Source organism: Kribbella albertanoniae (assembly GCF_004348455.1).
GTDB lineage: Bacteria > Actinomycetota > Actinomycetes > Propionibacteriales > Kribbellaceae > Kribbella > Kribbella albertanoniae.
The window spans coordinates 1-18,162 of sequence record NZ_SMKA01000194.1 but is presented as its reverse complement, the minus strand read 5'-3'; the positions used below and the strand labels follow the sequence as shown (position 1 = coordinate 18,162).

Genomic DNA, 18,162 nt, shown 5'->3' with positions numbered 1-18,162 from the left:
CGGCGGGGGACTCGGGGATGGAGGAGAGGTCGAGGTGGGCCCAGGGGGTTTTGCCGGTGAAGGCTTTGAGGAAGAGGGCGGCGGTGATGGAGCCGGGGCCTTTGGAGGAGTTGACGGAGTCGGCGATCGGGGTGGAGATGAGCTCCTGGTACTGGTCGGCCAGGGGCATTCGCCAGAGTTCTTCGCCGGAGATGCGGCCGGCCTCGGTGAGGTTGTCGGCGAGGGCGTCGTCGGTGGCGAACAGGCCGCCGTACAGCATGGCGCCGAGGGAGACCTTGATCGCGCCGGTGAGGGTGGAGATGTCGACGACGACGTCGGGCTTCAGTTCCTGTACGGCGTACGCGAGGCCGTCGGCCATCACCAGGCGGCCTTCGGCGTCGGTGTTCTTCACCTCGGTGGTACGGCCGCCGTAGTGGCGGATCACGTCGTCGGGGCGGTACGCCGAACCGGACGGCATGTTCTCGGCCGAGCAGATCAGGCCGGTGACGCGGACCTTCGCACCCAGCTCGCGCAGCGCCGACAGGGTCGCGATCACCGAACCGCCGCCGGTCATGTCGCGCTTCATCGACACCATGCCCTCGCGCGGCTTCAGCGACAGGCCGCCGGTGTCGTAGGTGATGCCCTTACCGACCAGGACGATGTACGGCGTCTTGTCCGTGGCACCGTCGGGTACGTAGTCCATCCGGATGAATCGGGGTGGCCGGGTCGAGCCCTGGCCGACCGCGAGGATGCCGCCGAACCCGTCGGCCGCCAACTGCTTCTCGTCCCAGACCGTCACCTCGAGGCCGGTGGACGCGGCCAGCTCGGTGGCGCGGGCGGCGAGCCAGGCCGGGTCCTTCTCGTTCGAGGGCGTGATCGCGAACTGCCGGGCCAGCCAGCCCGTCCGCCCGATCACGATGCCGCGGTCGAGGACGGTCTGCCGCTCGGCTGTGGAGCCGTCGGTCAGGGTGACCCGGCCGGCCACCGGCTTGCCCTTGTCGACGGTCTTGAGGGTGTAGTGGAACGAGCCGAGTACGACGCCCTCGGCAAAGGCCTGCAGTGCCTGATCGTCGATGCCCTCGGCAACGACGGTGGTGAGCTCGTCCTTGCCACGGCCGAACCGGGCGATCGCCGCGCCGGCGTGGCGCAGCTCCTTCGCGGTCCCGTCACCGGCACCGACCAGCAGCACCTCGCTGACCTCGCCCGACAGCAACGGGTAGGCCACCGTCGAGCCGGCCGACGCACTGAAGCCGGCCTCCTGCTGCACCTCGAGCAGCCGGTCCAGATCGACCCCGAGCCGCTCGCCCGCCTCCTTGGCCGCAGCCGGCAACTCACTCGACCCAGCGACACCGGACCCGACCAGGATGGCCCAGGTGGGTGCGCCATGCACCGGCAGACCGGGCTGCCAATCCACGGCCGGAATCGTCGGGTACACGAAGGTGCTGGTGCGGCGAGCCACTGGAGGGTCCTCACTGGTCAAGTGTCAAAAGTTCAGCGGAGCCAACCGTAACGACCCCGGCCGGTACCAGAAAAGGCACCCACCGGGGTCGAAGGAATGACAGGAGTGCGGAAGGCACCCCGGAGAGGTCGGTCAGCCGACGACGGCCTTCAGTGCGTTACCGAGCTCGGTCGCCTCGTCGGCGTTGAGCTCGACCACGAGCCGGCCGCCGCCTTCGAGCGGAACCCGCATCACGATCCCGCGGCCCTCCTTGGTGACCTCGAGCGGACCATCGCCCGTCCGCGGCTTCATCGCCGCCATGCGCGCACCCCTTCCCAGTTCGGTGTTGAGCGACGACACCACGCGGCCAACCGTCGCCGGCGCCGTGCGGTGATGCGCCGTCGGCGCGTATCGCAGTGTGTATCCGGACCCATTATCCCCGATCACAGGCCGAAGGCGCGCACCATACGGCAGACTCGGGTTTTGTGCACGCCCGTTCAGCCCTCTTCGACCTGTACGGCGACCACCTGCGCGCGCGTGGAGCGCGGGCACCGGTGGCCGCTCTGGTGCGCCTGCTGGCACCGCTCGGCGTCCATCCCCCGGCCGTCCGGACGGCCGTGTCCCGGATGGTCCGGCAGGCCTGGCTGGAGCCGGTCCGGATCGACGGCCAGCCCGGATATGCGTTGTCCGCCCGGGCGCGCCGCCGGCTCGACGACGCGGCCGCGCGGATCTACCGGACCGGGGCCGACGGCACCGATCCGGACGGCGTCCCGGGCTGGGACCGGCACTGGCATCTGGGCATCCTGCACGAGGTTCCGAACGCACGCCGCCGCGACCAGCTGGCGAGCCAACTCGCCTTCCTGGGTTGGGCTCCGCTCTCCGACGGCGCCTGGGTCGGGCTGCGCAACGACGCCGAGGTCGACCAGATCCTGGAGGTCGAAGGGATCACCGCCGACCGGTTCCGGGCGCCGGTCGACGACGGCGCGATCGAGTTCGCCCGGCGGGTCTGGAAACTCGACGAGCTCGGCGCGTCGTACGACGCCTGGCTGATCGAGGCCAAGGCCCTGGTCGACGCGGCCGGGGACGACACGACTGACGAGCAGGCGTTCGCCGTCCGCTCCGAGCTGGTGCACGAGTGGCGCAAGTTCCTGTTTCTCGATCCGGGACTGCCGGCCGAGTTGCTGCCGGCCGGCTGGGCCGGCACACGGGCCGCCGCATACTTCGATTTCCACGCGGAACGACTGGGCCCCGCGGCCGGGCGTTTCGTCGACGACTGCCTGACAACGCACTGATTTTCCTCACCCACTGTCAAGGAGCTGACCACGATGAGTGACTCCGTCACGTACGGCGTGTCCGAAGGTGTCGCCACCATCACCCTGAATCGGCCGGACGCGATGAACGCGCTCGACACTCCGACCAAGGTGCTGCTGCGCGACACGATCCAGGCTGCGGCCGCGGACGACGCCGTACGGGTCGTGGTGCTGACCGGGACCGGGCGGGCGTTCTGTGTCGGGCAGGATCTCAAGGAGCACATCGGACTGTTGCAGGCGAACGACACGGCAGCGCTCTGGAGCACGGTGCCGGACCACTTCGCACCGATGGCACTCGCGCTGGCCGAGATGCCGAAGCCAGTGATCGCCGCAGTCAACGGAGTGGCGGCCGGGGCGGGTGCGTCGCTGGCGTTCGCGTGCGACTTCCGGATCGTGGCGGAGACGGCCGGCTTCAACCTCGCGTTCACCGGAATCGCGCTGTCGTGCGACACCGGGATCTCGTGGACCCTGCCCCGACTGATCGGTCAGGCGAAGGCTCTGGAGCTGCTGTACTTCCCGCGGACCGTCCCGGCAGCGGAGTCGCTCGAGCTCGGTCTGGCGACGTCGGTGGTGCCGGCTGACGGGCTCGAGGCGGCAACTACGGAGCTGGCCGCAAAGCTGGCCGCTGGGCCGACGGTTGCCTACGCGTCGGTGCGGCAGTCGGTTGCGTACTCCGCAACGCACACGCTGGCCGAGGCACTTGTATTCGAAGCCACGAAGATGCAACTGACCGGCGACACCGAGGACCACAAGAACGCGGTCGCGTCGTTCGTGGCCAAAGAAAAGCCGACCTTCACCGGGCGGTAAAGGTCGGCTTCCTCACGTTGGTGGACTCCCCGGCCGCTTTCCGGTCGGGCGAGTCACGACCGGACAACCACCTGACAGACGGGGAGTCCGCTGAACACCACATCACGTTCTGTGCCCGCAGCACAACTCGTTCAGCCGTTTGTCTTACAGTCAACGCGAATTGCACGATTTCGTGCGTTCTGCACGTGCATTTGGCACATGCAAACGCCCTGGTCAGCGAGCGATACAAGTACTCAGATGGTCGTTCACGATGCCTGTCGCCTGCATCAATGCGTAGGCCGTCGTAGGGCCGACGAAGACAAATCCGTTCTTCTTCAACGCTTTTGCCATCGCGATGGATTCCGGTGTTGTCGCGGGCACGTCACCGAGCTTCTTCGGCACCTTCTGCTTGGCCGGCCGGAAGCTCCACAGCAGCTCGGTGAACTCGCCGTCGTCGAGCTCGAGCAGGGCTCGCGCGTTCGAGATCGTGGCGTTGATCTTCAGCCGGTTCCGCACGATGCCCGGGTCGGCCATCAACCGGTCGAAGTCGTCACTGCCGAACTTCGCGATCACCTCGGGATCGAAGTGTGCGAACGCGGTCCGGAAGTTCTCCCGCTTACGCAGGATCGTGATCCACGACAGCCCCGACTGGAACCCCTCGAGCGTCATCCGCTCGAACAGCCCGCGGTCGTCGCGGATCTCCTTGCCCCACTCGTTGTCGTGGTACTCGACGTACTCCGGTGCCGAAGTCGCCCACCCGCACCGCGGCTGCCCGTCCGCCCCGACGACCGTCACGCCGCGACCTCCTTGACCAGCCGCCGCAACGAGATCCGCATCATCACCTCGAACGCGGGCCGGACGATCGGCCAGACCAAGCGGCCGAGTTTGCCGAACGGCGGGATCACGTCCTCGGACCAGGTGAACACGCTGGCCCCACCCGACGGCTGGACTGCGAAGGTGCCGGTGCCCCGGACGATCGTGCCGAGGTGTTTCACCGTGCACTCGTTCGGCGGATCCCAGTGTGTGATGACCATGTCGTCAGTGAACCCGATGCCACCGACAGAAGTGCGCGCCGCGACTCCGCCGCCGACCCCGACGCCGTCCTGCTCGGTCGCCCACACCCGCGTGAACAACATCCACCGCGACTGCCGCGACCAATCCACGACGACATCCCAAGCGTCCTGCAGGTCCAGCTCCAGCTCGATGCTCGCCTCGGCGTGACAGGTGCCGTCTGGGGTCATCAGCAGTGGGTCGTGATGGATGTTGTTTGAGTGATTGCGGTGTTCAGGTGCGTGCATCGCGGTGCCGGAGGAGCGGCCTCGATGCTTTTCCATCGTGGCTGTTCCTCCGGTGCCGCGAGGTGCGTGCCTGGGCGCCGCAAGCGCCAAAGAACATCCATCACGACCCACTGGGGCGCTGGTACGCCGACTGCTCCGGCGGCGCGCTGTGCCGTCCCTGAGCCCCCGGATCGCCCGCGGGTGGCTCCCACGCCTGCCACCCCTCCTGCTCGTCCCCCGGGCCCTCCTGCTGCCCGTTCCCACCCGGCTGCACCCAATGAGGCACCGGCGGCTGCTGCTGCGGAGCCGCCTGCCCCTGCTGCTCATACGGCGTCGCCTGCGGCTGCTGCTGGTACGGCGTGGGCTGCGGCTGCGGCTGGTACGGCGTGGCCTGCCCCTGCTGATTTGGCGTGGCCGGTGCCCGCTGGCCTTGCTGGTACGGCGAGGGCTGCCACTGCGGCCGCTGGTACGGCGACGGCTCAGCCTGCGACTGCTGGTCGGGCACAACCTGCCCCGACTGCTGGTACGGCGTGGCCTGCCCCTGCTGCTGGAACGACGTGGCCGGTGCCTGCTGCTGGTACGGGGTGGCCGGTGCCTGCTCGGGAGCGGGCCGGTAGGGCAAGGGCTGCCACTGCGGCCGCTGGTACGGCGACGGCTCGGCTGGTGACTGCTGGTCGGGGACGGCCTGTCCCTGCTGCTGGTAGCCCGTGGCAGGTCCCTGGCTCTGGTGATCAGGAGCCGCCGCGGACTGCTCGGGACCGGCGGGCTGCTGGTGGGTTGTCTGAGCGGGCTGCTGGTACGTCGTCGGCGCGGCCGAGCCCGGATTCGGGAACTGCTGCCCCGGAGCCAGCCCACCCTCGTCGGGCGCAGCCGGCTGCTCGTACGGCGTGGGCTGGGCCGGGGCCTGCTGTGCGGCGGACGCCTGAGTGGGTTGCTGTGCCGACTCTTGGAACCAGGAGCCTTCGTCCGCCGGGGTCGAGGCTCCGAGCGCGTCGCGGTCCTGCGGGGCGGCCTGCCCGGTCGCCGGGGTGCCGAGGGCCTCGGGAGCCTGCGGGGCCGGCTGCTCGGTCGTCGCCGGGGCGGGCTGCTCGACGGCGGGCTGCGCGGCGGGCCGCTCGCTGACCGGGCGGATGGTGGGGAGGCTGCCGGTGGTGGCTTCGAGGAGGGCGCGGGCCTCTGCCTGGGCGCGCTCGTAGTCGTTAGCCGCCTCAGATGCCGCCGCGGAAGGCGTCGCCTCGGCCTGGGCGCGCTCGTAGTCCTTGGCCGCTTCAGACGCCGCCGCGGAGGGCACTGCTTCGGCGGTCGACTCCTGGGCCTCCGGGATTGCAATTACGGGCAGCGTGACACCCGGAGCGGCTGCCACCGGTGCAGGTGCCGGAGCGGGCTCTGCCGGTGCGGCGGCCTCGGGCTCTGCTGGCACCGCGGGCTGCTCGGCGGTGTCGCGCACCGCTGGGAAGTCTCCCCCGACCAGGATCGGCGGTTGCGATCCGGTGTCGTCGAAGTCGGCCGCGGTGTAGCGGTTCCGCGAGGCGAACCCGTCACCGTCCGGCGAGTCGAGGATCGGGGCGACCGCCCGCTCGAGGTCGGCGATCCGGCGGTCGCGTTCGGCGACCTCACGGGCGACGCGCTCGAGCAGGGTGTCGACCTCGTCCATCCGGTAACCGCGCAGCCCGACGCCGAACCGGACCGACTCGATCTCGGTCGAGGTCAGCGCCTGCCGCGCTGGAACAGTCATGTCGGGGCGGTCGTCGTACGCCGGGCTCATGGCACCCCAACGTCCCGAGGCCACGACGGCGACAGCCCCGATCAACAACACCACGATCAACCCGAAGAACCACATCACGGGTCCGATCGTGCCATGCCGACCCAGTCACCCGCACAATCGGCGGATCATTTCAGCTTCCGTCGGAACCCAAACGACGCTCCTCGCGGCGTTCGCGGGCGGCCGGGTTCTCGGCTTCGGCGACCTGCTGCGCAGCGGTGGAGGCGGCTTCTTCGGCGGCCGCGTCGGCAAGTTCCGCGGCCTTGATGATGTAGCTGACGGCCTCGTCCACGGAATCGGTGATCGTGAACATGTCGAGGTCGGCCGCCGAGATCTTCCCGTCGGCGAGCATCGTCTCGCGGAGCCAATCGGCCAGTCCGCCCCAGTACGACGTACCGAACAGGACGACCGGGAACGACGTCACCTTGCGCGTCTGCGCCAGCGTGAGCGCCTCGAACAGCTCGTCGAGCGTGCCGAACCCGCCGGGCATCACCACGAACCCCTGCGCGTACTTCACGAACATCGTCTTGCGGGTGAAGAAGTACCGGAAGTTCATCCCGATGTCGACCCACTCGTTCAGGCCGTTCTCGAAGGGCAGCTCGATCCCGAGCCCGACCGAGACCCCGCCGGCCTCGGAGGCACCCTTGTTGGCCGCCTCCATCACGCCCGGCCCACCGCCGGTGATCACCGCGTACCCCGACGCGACCAGCTTCCGCGCCAGCTCCTCGGCGGCCTGGTACATCGGGTCGTCCGGCTTCGTCCGCGCCGAGCCGAACACGCTGATCGCCGCGCCGAGCTCGGCGAGCATGCCGAACCCCTCGATGAACTCCGACTGGATCCGCAGCACCCGCCACGGATCGGTGTGCACCCAGTCGGACGGCCCGCGGCTGTCCAGCAGCCGCTGCTCGGACGTGGATTGCTGCACCTGCTTGCGCCGCATCACGACCGGCCCGCGCTGCTGGTGGCCGACCGGACGGTCGGGGTGGATCGAAGGTTCGTCTGCCATATCCCCAGGTTAGGACCTATCCCGCCACAGCACCGGCTCAGGCGGACGTGGTCAACCAACTCCTCAACCGCTGTTCACACAGCTCGATCTCCGCCTCCGGCACGAATTCATCCTGCTTGTGCGCATACAGCGGGTCACCGGGCCCGTAGTTCACCGCCGGTACGCCGAGCAGCGTGAACCGCGCGACGTCGGTCCACCCGAACTTCGGCTGCGGCTCACCCCCGACCACCTGCAGGAACGCGGCCGCGGCCGGCCGCTCCAGCCCTGGCATTCCACCGGGCGCCGAGTCCGTGACAGCGACGTCGTACCCGTCGAAGATCTCCCGCAGATGCGCCTCGGCCTCCGCCTCGGACCGGCTCGGCGCGAACCGGTAGTTGATCTCCACCGTGCACAGATCCGGTACGACGTTCCCCGCGACGCCCCCGGAGATCGCGACCGCGTTCAGCCCCTCGCGGTACTCCAGCCCGTCGATCGGCACCCGCCGTGGCTCGTACGCCGCCAGTCGCGCGAGGATGTCCCCCGCCGCGTGGATCGCGTTGCGGCCCATCCACGACCGCGCCGAGTGCGCCCGCTCGCCGCGGGCGGTGACCTCGATCCGCATCGTCCCCTGGCAGCCCGCCTCGACCACGGCGTTCGACGGCTCCATCACGACCGCGAACACGCCTTCCAGCAGCTCCGGGTTCGACTGGGTCAGCTTGAACAGCCCGTTCCGCTCGGACTCGATCTCTTCGCAGTCGTAGAAGACGTAGGTCACGTCCCGGTTCGGCTCGACCAGCGTGGCCGCGAGCCGCAGTCCGACGGCGACCCCGCCCTTCATGTCGCACGCCCCGAGCCCGTGGATCAGCCCGTCCGCGCGGCGCGCCGGGAGGTTGTCGTTCAGCGGGACGGTGTCGAGATGCCCGGCGATCACGATCCGCTCGGCCCGCCCGAGGTCGGTCCGCGCCACCACGGTGTTCCCGTGCCGGAACACCTTCAGATGCGAGTACGCCGACAACGCCGCCTCGACCTGGTCGGCCAGCGGCTCCTCGGTCCCACTGACCGAAGACACATTCACCAGCGCCTCGGTCAGATCAGGTCCGGACACGGTCAAGTCGAGCTGAGTCATGGGGCTAATGGTCTAGGAATACACAAAACTCGTTGCCTTCGGGGTCCGCGCAGATGTGCCAGCCGATCTCGTCGTCCTTCGGGCGCAGCAGCGTGGCGCCTGCGTCGAGGACCGGCTGCAGGGCGGGTGCGCTGATGTCCCAGTGGACGCGGTTCTTCACGGTCTTCGGCTCGGGCACCGGCACGAACACCCAGTAGGTGAACGGCAGGCCGGGCACGTTCTCCAGCCAGTACCACGGCTCGTCCGCCGAGCTCTCGACGTCACCGCCGACCACCCCGGCCCACCACTCGGCCTGCGCCTTCGCATCGACCGAGTCGACCACCAGCTCCATCAGCCGGTACGCCGGGACGCGCTCCCGCACGAATCCGCAGAACTCCCCGCCCTCCGGATCCGTCAGCACCGTCCAGCTCGGGTGCTCGGTCTGGACGGTCGCCCCGGCCGCCACCAGAGTGTCGATCGACGAGGTGTGCACATCGAGGTGGACCCGGTTCTTCGTCGTCCGCGGGTCGTCGACCGTATTCATCCAGACCGTCTTCTCGGGCGTGTCGCCGAGCAGCACGGTCGGGTTGTCGGCCGGCACGGTCAGCCCAAGGGTCTCCGCCCAGAACGCCACCATCAGGCTCGTCGCGTTCGCGTCGATACACAAATCCTTGAACCGGGCCACCGTCATCTCATCAGGCTAACCACGCCCTCCCCCAATTCGTGCGTCCGAAGAACTGCGGTGCGTGGTCGGCGTGTTCTCGGACGTTGGACCGACTGCAGCCGACCTCGTTCTGACTTAGGGTCATCAGCGTGACTGACCTGCGGACCCGCCTGCGCGCAGTACCGACGCTGACCGGCACTCCCCCGCAGTTCGATCCGGAGCAGGCGCCCGACACGCCGCATGACCTGTTCGTCGACTGGTTGCTGACGGCGGTGGACCACCAGGTGCCGGAGCCGCTGGCGGTCACGCTGTCGACGGTCCGCGCGGACGGCCGCCCGAACGCGCGCGTGCTGATCCTGAAGGACGTGACCGCGGAGGGCTGGCAGTTCAGCTCTACGTCGACCAGTGCGAAGGGCACTGAGCTGGCCGGTACGCCGTACGCCGCTCTGACGTTCTACTGGATTCCGCTCGGCCGCCAGGTGCGCATCCTGGGCAGGGCCGAGCCTGCTGCCCCTGAGGACTCAGCACGCGACTTCCTGGGTCGGCCGGTCTCGTCTCGCGCCATGGCGTCGGCGGCCCGGCAGAGCGACGTACTGGACGACCCGGCTGAGATCGACGCGGCAGTCGCCGAGCAAACCGAGCGTGTGACGGCCGACCCGGGGCTGGTCGCGCCGAACTGGACGCTGTACACGCTGCAACCAGACGAGGTGGAGTTCTGGCAGGCGGATCCGGACCGCCGTCACGTCCGCCTGCGGTACCGCCTGACCGACACCTGGACGAAGGAGCGCTTGTGGCCCTGATCGACGTGAAGACCGCCGCGGCTCGGCTGAGCACGCTGGTGGACGGCCTGGACGAGACCACTGCCCGCGGGGACTCCGTGCTGCCCGGCTGGTCCCGCGGGCACGTGATCACCCACATAGCCAACTTCTCGCGGGCGTTCACCCGCCAGGTCGACTACGCCCTGCGTGGCGAGCTTGTCGAGGTGTACGACGGCGGTCGACCCGCGCGTGACGCCGACATCGAGGCCGGTGCGCACCGCCCGGCCGCAGAGCTCGTGGCAGACCTCGACCAGGCACTCACCGCGCTACTGGCCGCTTGGGACCGTGTCGGCCCAGAGGACTGGTCCCGGCCGATCCTGCACCGCAACAGCACCCTGGCGCACGGCATCGACGCCACCTGGCGTGAGCTGGTTATCCACACCAGCGACCTGGGCCTCGGCCCAACCCCCGACGAGTGGCCCGCCCACTTCTGCACCCACCTGCTCGATTTCCTCCGCCCCCGCACCCCCGACGGCGTCCACCTGATCCTGCGCCCATCAGACGGCCCCGTCTGGGAGAACGGCACCGGCGAGGATCGCGTCCTCACCGGCACCCTCACCGCCCTCACCGCCTGGTACGCCGGTCGCGCCCAGATCGAAGGCGCTCCAGAACTCCTCCCCTGGCCGTAACCGTTGCGCAGTCGTGCTCACTTCTGAATGATGTAGGCATGACTGCGCAGTGGACGTACGTGCTCTGTGACGCGCTCGCGAAGGTGCACCCGGCCCGGGACCCGCGACCGGCGGCGACTCACTTCCAGGCGTTTCTCGGCGAGCCGGCGTCCTTCCAGCTCGCCTACCGTCCGCCGCTCGAACCGGCACTCCAGGATCCGGGCACGCTTCAGGTGCGCATCGAGGGTGCGTCCGCCGACCTGGTCACGGTGTCGGCTGTGGACCTCGTGCACTGCGACCTGCTCGCCTTCCCCGAGCACGACGACGGCTACGAGTTCGACGAGCCCGGGTTGTATCCGGACGTGCTGCGGCCGATTCCGAGCGGCGAGGCTTGGGTGCGCCCCGGCGAGTGGGCGGCGCTCTGGTTCGACGTCAGCACCACCAACCCCGCACGAGCCGGTCACCACGAGCTGACCGTCGTACTGAGTGCACCCGACGGGACTGAACTGCACCGGCAGCAGGTGACCGTCGAGCTCACCGGAATCGAGCTACCGGCACTCGACATCGTGTCGAGCCACTGGATGCACCTCGACTCGCTGGCAGACCACTATGGCGTCGAGGTGTTCGGTGAAGAGCACTGGGCGCTGGTCGACCGCTTCATGACGTCAGCCGCCGAGATGGGCGCCACCTCACTCCTCACACCAGTGTGGACACCACCTCTCGATACGGCGGTCGGCTCGTACCGCACCGTCGTACAGCTCGTCGACATCACTGCCACGGATGACGGGTACCGCTTCGGCTTCGACAAGCTGCGGCGCTGGCTCGAGCTGTGCCGACGGAACGGGATCACGGGGGTCGAGATCGCGCACCTCTTCACGCAGTGGGGCGCGAAGGCCACGCCCGGCATCGTGGTGAACGGCGAGCGCGCCTTCGGCTGGGACGTCGACGCGACAGATCCGCAGTACCGACAACTGATGGAAGCCCTGCTGCCGGCACTCCAGACAGTGCTCGACGAGGAGTGGGACCGCGACCATGTGGTCTTCCACATCTCCGATGAGCCGTCAGGAGAGGAGGGGCTCGCCAGCTACGTCGCCGCGAAGGCTGTCGTCGCCGATCTGCTGAAAGGCTGGACACTCGTCGACGCGTTGAGCGAGCACTCGTTCTGGACGTCAGGAGCCGTGCCACTGCCTGTCGTCGCCACTGATCACGTCGAGCCGTTCCTGGCCGAGCGCCCGGAGCGCCTGTGGGTCTACTACTGCGTGAGCCAGAACCGCGACGTCGCGAACCGCTTCATCGGGATGCCGTCAGCACGCAACCGGGCGATCGGCCACCAGCTCTTCGCAGCCGGCGTGGACGGCTTCCTGCACTGGGGTTTCAACTTCTGGTACACCCAGTACGCCGTCCGCCGCGTCGACCCGTTCGCGGAGACATCAGCCGGTGGCGCGTTCCCGTCCGGGGACCCGTTCATCGTCTACCCCGGCACAGACGGTACGCCGTGGCCGTCCCTCCGGCACCGAGTCTTCGCCCAAGCGATCTGGGACCACCGCGCGCTCCAAGCTGTCCGCGCCCGGCACGGCATGGACGCGGCACTCGACCTGATCGACCCTGACCGGACGCTGCGCTTCAACCGGCCAGTGCTCGACCCCAACCACTACTACCAAGCCCGCCAGCGCCTGGTCGCCGCCCTCACTTGAGGCCGGTTGTCTTCATCGCGTCGACCAAGCGCTTCTGGCCGGCGACAAACACCACGACCGTCGGGACGGCCGCGATCACTGCGGCGGCGAGGATGAGGTTCCAAGCGGAGGCGTACTGCCCCTGCATGCCGGAGACACCGAGCTGGATGACGCGCAGGTCCGGGTTCCGGGTGATGGTCAGCGGCCAGAGGAACGCGTTCCAGTTGGCCAGGAAGAACAGCACCGACAGTGAGGCGAGCACCGGGCGGCTGAGCGGCAGGATGACACTCCAATACCGCCGCCAGTAGCCGCAGCCGTCGAGGTCGGCGGCCTCTTCGAGCTCGCGCGGGATGTTCAGGTAGTACTGGCGGAGCAGGAAGATGCCGAAGGCATGGAAGATGCTCGGCACGATCAGGCCGGCGTAGCTGTCCAGCAGACCGAGCTGCTTGGCGACGAGGAACAGCGGCACCAGGATCACCGGCAGCGAGACGAGCAGTGTCGACATGATGCCGGAGAAGATGATCCCGCGTCCGGGGAACCGCAGCCGGGCCAGCGCGTACGCCGCCATCGAGTGGAAGAACAGCGCGATCACGGTCACCGCGACGGACACGATCGCCGAGTTCAGCATGAACCGCGGCATCGGGATCTTCAGCAGCACGTACTGCAGGTTGTCCAGCGTCCAGGTGCTCGGCCAGCCGAAGTCGAAGACGTCCTCGACCGGTTTGAGAGCACTGATCACAATCCAGAGCAGTGGTAACACCGCGATGATCGCAAGAACGTGCGCGACGATCGGCAGGATCCTAATCCTCATCGAAACGGCCTCCTCGGGTGACGCCGAACATCAGGCCGGTACAGAGCACGAGGATCGCGACGACCACGGTGGTCAGGGCGGCGGCGTACCCCATGTTGTTGAAGGTGAACGCCTGCTCGTAGATGTAGAGCACGACCGTGCTGGTCGCGCGCGCCGGACCGCCTTTGGTGAGCACGAAGACCAGGTCGAACGCCTGCAGACCGGTGACCGCGCCGATCGTCGAGTTCACCACCACGAAGAAGCTGGTCGGGCGGAGCAGCGGCCAGATCACGAACCGGAACCGCTGCCACGAGCTCGCACCATCGATCTCCGCGGCGTCCTCCAGATCCTTCGGCACGTCCTTCAGCCCGGCCAGGAAGACGAGCATCTGGTAACCCATCAGGAACCAGACGCTGATCACCACATAGGTGCCGAGGGCAAGCGACGGCGTACCGAGGAACGAGACGTCACCAAGGCCGAGCGGCGCGAGCAGCTTGGACAGGGCACCGCGCTTGTCGACCAGCAGGAACTGCCAGATCAGACCGACCACAACCAAGCTGACCACGTTCGGCAGGAAGAACGCCGAGCGCACCCAGCCGATGCCCTTGAAGTGGTTGCGGACCAGCATCGCCAGCGCGAAGCTGACCACGAACGCGATCGGGACGAAGGTGACCACATAGATCGCGGTCACCTTCAACGACGCGAGCAGCTGATCGTCGCCGGCCATCAGCTTGTAGTTCGCCAGACCGACGTACTGGTAGTTGCCGAAGCCATCGACCTTGAAGAACGCAACGCCGAACGCGAGCACCATCGGGAGCGCGACAAAGATCAGCAGGCCCAGGGTGTCCGGCGCGAGGAACGCGTAGGCCGCCAACGCCTCGCGCCGCTTCCGAGACATCCCGCGCTTCTCCCGCGGCGGCTTCAAGGCTGCAGGCTTGGAAGGTGGAGCTGTTGTAGTCACCATCAGCTGATCGGCGCGCCCTGGTAGGTCTTCAGGAACGTGTCGATCCGGGCCGCCGCATCGGCAGCGGCCTTCCCCGGGTCGGCCGCGTTCAGCTGGCAGGCCTGGATGGCATCGGCGATCGGCTGGTAGACCTCCGGCGGGAAGCGCGGCTCCGGCTTCCCGGTCGGCGCGATCTCGCTGACGAACTTCTTCAGCGCGCCATCATCGAAGGCGCCCTTCGCATCAGCCGCCGCCTGGACCGACTTGCGCGGCGGCACGTTGGTCTTGACCACGGTGTTCCATTGCCGCTGCCGCTCGATCCCGGCCGCGTCCGTCGAGCCGAGCGCCCACGCGATGAACTTGGCCGCGGCCTCCGGGTTCTTGCCCTTGGAGTTGGCGACGAACGCCCAGCCACCAAGGTCGGTGGCCGCCTTTCCACCAGCCGGAGTCGGATGCGGGATGACGCCGTACTTGAAGTTCTTGGCCTTGGCGCGCATGTCCGCGACCGCCCAGATTCCGCTCTGCTGCATCGCGGCCGCGCCGGAGCCGAGGTTCGACACCACGTCACCGCCGCCATCACCGAGCGCCTTGCGCGGGGCAACCTTGTTCTGAATGGTGTCCTGCCAGAACTTCAACGCCTGTACGGCGGCCGGCGAATCGAACGCGACCTTGCCGTCCTTGATCGGGGTGCCGTCCCCCTGCCAGAGGAACGGGTACCAGGTGAAGTTCTGGTAGTAGCCGGGCAGCGTTTCGAACATCACGCCGTACCGGTCCTTGCCGGTGAGTTTCTCGGCGACCGCGAGCGTCTCGTCCCACGTCTTGGGCAGGTCGGCCTCGGACAGGCCGGCCTTCTCGAACGCGGTTTCGCTGTAATACATGGCGAGCGGCTCGATCTCCATCGGCAGTCCGTAGACCTTGCCGTCCACACTGCGTGCCTCGAGCAGTCCGGGGAGATAGTCGGCCTTGGACTCGGGTGACAACGCGGCGCCGAGGTCCTGCAGGACGTTGCCGTTGTAGTAGCGCAGGAAGTCGCCCGGGCTGATCAGGAAGATGTCCGGCCCCTGCCCGGACTGGAAGGCCGTCTGCAGCGTGGTCCCGTTCAGGTAGTCCTTGCCGGGGATGTAGCGCAGTTTGACCTTGACGTCGTTGTTCTTGTTCCACTCGTCGACGACGTCCACGAACCACTTGCTCTGCGGTCCTTGGTCGTCGGACGGGCCGTAGAAGTTCCAGAACGACATCTCCTTGCCGTCACCGCCGGACGAACCTCCGCAGGCCGACAGCAGCGGGACCGCGGCGAAGGCGCCGAGCAGGGTACGGCGGCTCAGGCGGGCAGGGGGAAGGGTGGCAACCATCAGCTTGCTCCCGGGGTGGGCAATCGATTTCTCGCAATCTACGATTCTCGCCGAAGCCGGTCAAGACCGGAGCTGCCGCCGATCGGTGAGAATCCGGAGTATTGGTCTACCCGCAAGGGTTTCGGCCGGGAATCAGCCGTTGACACTCCGCGGCCACACTCCCTACTCTGCGTCTACTTGCTGGAAATCGATTTCTCGCTCAGAGGGGTTTGGGGATGCCAGTTGTGCCGGACCGGGTCGCCCGCGGTCTCGCGGCGGCGCGGACAGCGATCGAGACCGAGGCCGCGGCCGTGTCGGCCCTGGCCGACCGCCTCGACGGCGTCTTCCTCGACGTACTGATCGCTGTCGCCGACTGCGAGGGGCACCTGGTGGTGACCGGGCTCGGGAAGTCCGGGCTGGTCGGGCGGAAGATCGCCGCCACCCTGGCAAGCACCGGTACGCCGGCCACCTTCATCCACTCCGGTGATGCGCTGCACGGCGACTCCGGCGCGGTCACCAGCCGCGATCTGGTGCTGGCGTTGTCCGCATCCGGCGAGACGGCCGAGGTCTGCGCGTTCGCCCGGATGCTGCGCGATCGCAAGATCCCGGTGATCGCGATGACCGGGAACGAGGATTCAACCCTGGCCCGGCTGGCGACGTACACGCTGGACACGATGGTGCTGCGCGAGGCCGATCCGCTGAACCTGGCGCCGACCGCGTCGACCACGGCCTCGCTGGCGATGGGCGATGCGCTGGCGTGTGCACTCGTCGTACTGCGGGAGTTCAGTCAGCACGACTTCGCCCGGTTCCATCCGTCCGGTGCCCTGGGCAAGCGTCTGCTCGAGGAGGACGCATGAGGTACGACGTGTGCGTGCTCGGATCGTTCATGAAGGATCTGGTCGCGAGTGCGGACCGGCGGCCGCTGCCCGGCGAGACGCTGCACGGGACCGGGTTCGCCGAACACCTCGGCGGCAAGGGCGTGAACCAGGCGATCGCGGCCGCCCGGATGGGCGCGCGGACCGCGATCGTCGGGACCATCGGCAGCGACCGGTACGGCGAGGAGTTTCTCGAACTGCTCTCCGGGGACGGGGTCGACACCTCGTGGGTCGTCCGGCATCCGTCGCTGGGGACCGGGGTCGGGTTGCCACTGGTGCTGCCGGATGGCGGGAACTCGATCATCATCGTGTCGCGGGCCAATGCGGCGATCACGCCGGCAGATGTGGAAGCGGCAGCCGACGTACTGACTGATAGTCGGGTGCTCAGCGTGCAACTGGAGTTGCCGGTCTCAGCTAGTCAGACGGCCTTGCGGATCGCGGCTGCGGCTGGGGTGACCACGATCTTGACGCCGGCGCCGGTCGGGCCGATCGACCCGCGATTGGCGGCCGATGTGGACATCCTGGTACCGAACGAGGTCGAGGCTGCAGCGTTGACCGGGTTGGACTGCGATGACGAGACGCAGGTGCCGGTAATTGCCCGCAAGCTCGCGGATGAGTGGGACCTGCGGGGGTGCGTGGTGACGCTTGGGGCGCGGGGCGCGTTTGTTGTTGACCGCTCGTCGGGCGCGGAGGTGTGGATCGAGCCGCATGTCGTGGCGACCGTCGACACGGTCGGCGCCGGCGACGCCTTCTGCGGCTCGCTCGCCGCTTCCCTTGCCTCCGGCGCCGACCTGGTCGCCGCCGTACGCGTGGCAAACGCAGCCGGTGCCCTCTCCACCACCATCAACGGCGCCGCCGCCTCCGCTCCCGCCCGCGCGGCCGCACTCGCTCTGCTGGACCCCGGCTCGTCATGAGACGCTTTGCCCTGGATCGGAGTTAGGGTGCGATCCAGACGGTTAATCGATCTCCGGCAGGGGGCGGGTATGACGACGATCTACGACGTCGCGCGTAGATCGGGCGTGTCCCCGGCGACGGTCTCCCGGGTGCTCAGCGGGCGGCGGAACGTCGATCCCGAGCTGTCCGAGAAGGTCCGCGCCGCGGTCGCCGAGCTCGGCTACCGCCCGAACGGCGTCGCCCGGAACCTGCGCAAGTCCCGGACGAACCTGTGGGCCGTGGTCATCTCGGATATCGAGAACCCGTTCTTCACGTCGCTGGTGCGCGGGCTCGAGGACGTCGCGCAGACCGAGGGGTACCACGTCGTCCTCTGCAATTCCGACGAGGACCCGGCGAAGGAAGCGGCGTACGCGTCGGCCGTCCTGACCGAACAGATGGCCGGGGTCGTAATCTCCCCGACCTCGACCGCCGAGGGCGTCCAGCAGCTCGCCGAGGCCAACACCCCGATGGTCCTGATCGACCGCCGCGTCGAAGGCGTCGAGGCCGACACCGTCCTGGTCGACAACGAACACGGCGCCCACGAAGGCGTCAAACACCTCATCGACGGCGGCTACCGGCGGATCGCCTGCATCACCGGCCCGCGCAAGGTCAGTACCGCCATGGACCGCCTGGCCGGCTACCGCTCCGCCCTCAAAGCCGCCGGCATCCGCTACGACAAGGACCTGGTCCGGCACGCCGACTTCCGCGAAGCCGGCGGCTACGCCGCGATGGAATCCCTGCTGGCCCTCCCCGAACCCCCCGAAGCCCTCTTCGCCACCAACAACCTGATGACGGTCGGCGCCCTCGAGTGCCTGGCCCACAAAGGCCTCCGAGCCCCCCAGGACATCGCCATCGTCGGCTTCGACGACATCCCCTGGGCCGACC

General features: G+C 68.4%; 19 protein-coding genes. 8 read left to right on the top strand and 11 right to left on the bottom strand.

Features of this window, described 5'->3' with window-relative positions; all coding sequences use genetic code 11:
* On the bottom strand, positions 1 to 1,438 hold a 1,438-nt coding region (locus E1261_RS31320; RefSeq protein ID WP_132412925.1), incomplete at its 3' end, for a leucyl aminopeptidase family protein.
* A gap of 132 nt (positions 1,439 to 1,570) precedes the next feature.
* A complete protein-coding gene (locus tag E1261_RS31315) occupies positions 1,571 to 1,738 on the bottom strand; it encodes a DUF3117 domain-containing protein (protein ID WP_012923066.1) in 168 nt (55 codons plus the stop codon).
* Between the two features lie 164 nt (positions 1,739 to 1,902).
* Between E1261_RS31315 and E1261_RS31310 the strand changes: the two genes are divergently transcribed.
* Both E1261_RS31310 and E1261_RS31305 read left to right on the top strand, forming a co-directional pair.
* Complete coding sequence (locus tag E1261_RS31310) at positions 1,903 to 2,709, top strand: PaaX family transcriptional regulator (protein WP_132412923.1); 807 nt, start codon at positions 1,903 to 1,905, stop codon at positions 2,707 to 2,709.
* Positions 2,710 to 2,742: 33 nt separating this feature from the next.
* Entirely contained in the window at positions 2,743 to 3,534 is a 792-nt protein-coding gene (locus E1261_RS31305) for an enoyl-CoA hydratase/isomerase family protein (RefSeq protein ID WP_132412921.1), read from the top strand.
* A 213-nt stretch (positions 3,535 to 3,747) separates the two neighbouring features.
* Here the strand turns inward: E1261_RS31305 and E1261_RS31300 are convergent, their stop codons facing one another.
* From E1261_RS31300 to E1261_RS31275, 6 genes are all read right to left on the bottom strand, one after another.
* On the bottom strand, positions 3,748 to 4,308 hold the full coding sequence (locus E1261_RS31300; RefSeq protein WP_132412919.1) for a DNA-3-methyladenine glycosylase I: 561 nt from the start codon (positions 4,306 to 4,308) through the stop codon (positions 3,748 to 3,750).
* Entirely contained in the window at positions 4,305 to 4,847 is a 543-nt protein-coding gene (locus E1261_RS31295) for an SRPBCC family protein (protein WP_238176543.1), read from the bottom strand. The genes E1261_RS31300 and E1261_RS31295 overlap by 4 nt, the downstream gene beginning before the upstream one ends.
* Positions 4,848 to 4,911: 64 nt before the next feature.
* Positions 4,912 to 6,630 (bottom strand): DivIVA domain-containing protein, encoded by a 1,719-nt coding sequence (locus E1261_RS31290; protein WP_238176544.1) that lies wholly within the window; start codon positions 6,628 to 6,630, stop codon positions 4,912 to 4,914.
* Positions 6,631 to 6,685: 55 nt separating this feature from the next.
* On the bottom strand, positions 6,686 to 7,558 hold the full coding sequence (locus E1261_RS31285; RefSeq protein ID WP_132412915.1) for an LOG family protein: 873 nt from the start codon (positions 7,556 to 7,558) through the stop codon (positions 6,686 to 6,688).
* Positions 7,559 to 7,595: 37 nt separating this feature from the next.
* Positions 7,596 to 8,663 carry a succinyl-diaminopimelate desuccinylase gene (dapE, locus tag E1261_RS31280; RefSeq protein WP_132412913.1) on the bottom strand — a complete coding sequence of 356 codons (1,068 nt, stop codon included), beginning with the start codon at positions 8,661 to 8,663 and terminating at the stop codon, positions 7,596 to 7,598.
* 4 nt (positions 8,664 to 8,667) lie between these two features.
* On the bottom strand, positions 8,668 to 9,333 hold the full coding sequence (locus tag E1261_RS31275) for a VOC family protein (RefSeq protein ID WP_132412911.1): 666 nt from the start codon (positions 9,331 to 9,333) through the stop codon (positions 8,668 to 8,670).
* 122 nt (positions 9,334 to 9,455) lie between these two features.
* On the opposite strand from E1261_RS31275, the gene E1261_RS31270 reads away from it, so the two are divergent.
* The 3 genes from E1261_RS31270 to E1261_RS31260 are packed head-to-tail and all read left to right on the top strand — an operon-like array spanning position 9,456 to position 12,426.
* Positions 9,456 to 10,106, top strand: coding sequence for a pyridoxine/pyridoxamine 5'-phosphate oxidase (locus E1261_RS31270; RefSeq protein ID WP_132412909.1), 651 nt, complete (start codon positions 9,456 to 9,458; stop codon positions 10,104 to 10,106).
* A complete protein-coding gene (locus E1261_RS31265) occupies positions 10,097 to 10,753 on the top strand; it encodes a maleylpyruvate isomerase family mycothiol-dependent enzyme (protein WP_132412907.1) in 657 nt (218 codons plus the stop codon). The genes E1261_RS31270 and E1261_RS31265 overlap by 10 nt, the downstream gene beginning before the upstream one ends.
* A gap of 38 nt (positions 10,754 to 10,791) precedes the next feature.
* Positions 10,792 to 12,426, top strand: coding sequence for a DUF4091 domain-containing protein (locus E1261_RS31260; protein WP_132412906.1), 1,635 nt, complete (start codon positions 10,792 to 10,794; stop codon positions 12,424 to 12,426).
* On the opposite strand, the gene E1261_RS31255 is transcribed toward E1261_RS31260, so the two are convergent.
* The 3 genes from E1261_RS31255 to E1261_RS31245 form a co-directional block, all read right to left on the bottom strand.
* Positions 12,419 to 13,216 (bottom strand): carbohydrate ABC transporter permease, encoded by a 798-nt coding sequence (locus E1261_RS31255; protein WP_132412904.1) that lies wholly within the window; start codon positions 13,214 to 13,216, stop codon positions 12,419 to 12,421. The genes E1261_RS31260 and E1261_RS31255 overlap by 8 nt on opposite strands.
* Positions 13,206 to 14,093 carry a carbohydrate ABC transporter permease gene (locus tag E1261_RS31250; protein ID WP_132412902.1) on the bottom strand — a complete coding sequence of 296 codons (888 nt, stop codon included), beginning with the start codon at positions 14,091 to 14,093 and terminating at the stop codon, positions 13,206 to 13,208. The genes E1261_RS31255 and E1261_RS31250 overlap by 11 nt, the downstream gene beginning before the upstream one ends.
* A gap of 65 nt (positions 14,094 to 14,158) precedes the next feature.
* Positions 14,159 to 15,490, bottom strand: a complete 1,332-nt coding sequence (locus tag E1261_RS31245) for an ABC transporter substrate-binding protein (protein WP_132412900.1) — start codon at positions 15,488 to 15,490, stop codon at positions 14,159 to 14,161.
* 215 nt (positions 15,491 to 15,705) lie between these two features.
* Between E1261_RS31245 and E1261_RS31240 the strand changes: the two genes are divergently transcribed.
* The 3 genes from E1261_RS31240 to E1261_RS31230 form a co-directional block, all read left to right on the top strand.
* Positions 15,706 to 16,326, top strand: coding sequence for a KpsF/GutQ family sugar-phosphate isomerase (locus E1261_RS31240; RefSeq protein WP_132412898.1), 621 nt, complete (start codon positions 15,706 to 15,708; stop codon positions 16,324 to 16,326).
* The gene (locus E1261_RS31235; protein ID WP_132412896.1) at positions 16,323 to 17,258 is read left to right on the top strand and encodes a ribokinase; all 936 of its coding nucleotides are present in this window, start codon (positions 16,323 to 16,325) and stop codon (positions 17,256 to 17,258) included. The genes E1261_RS31240 and E1261_RS31235 overlap by 4 nt, the downstream gene beginning before the upstream one ends.
* A 69-nt stretch (positions 17,259 to 17,327) precedes the next feature.
* On the top strand, positions 17,328 to 18,162 hold an 835-nt coding region (locus E1261_RS31230; RefSeq protein ID WP_132412894.1), incomplete at its 3' end, for a LacI family DNA-binding transcriptional regulator.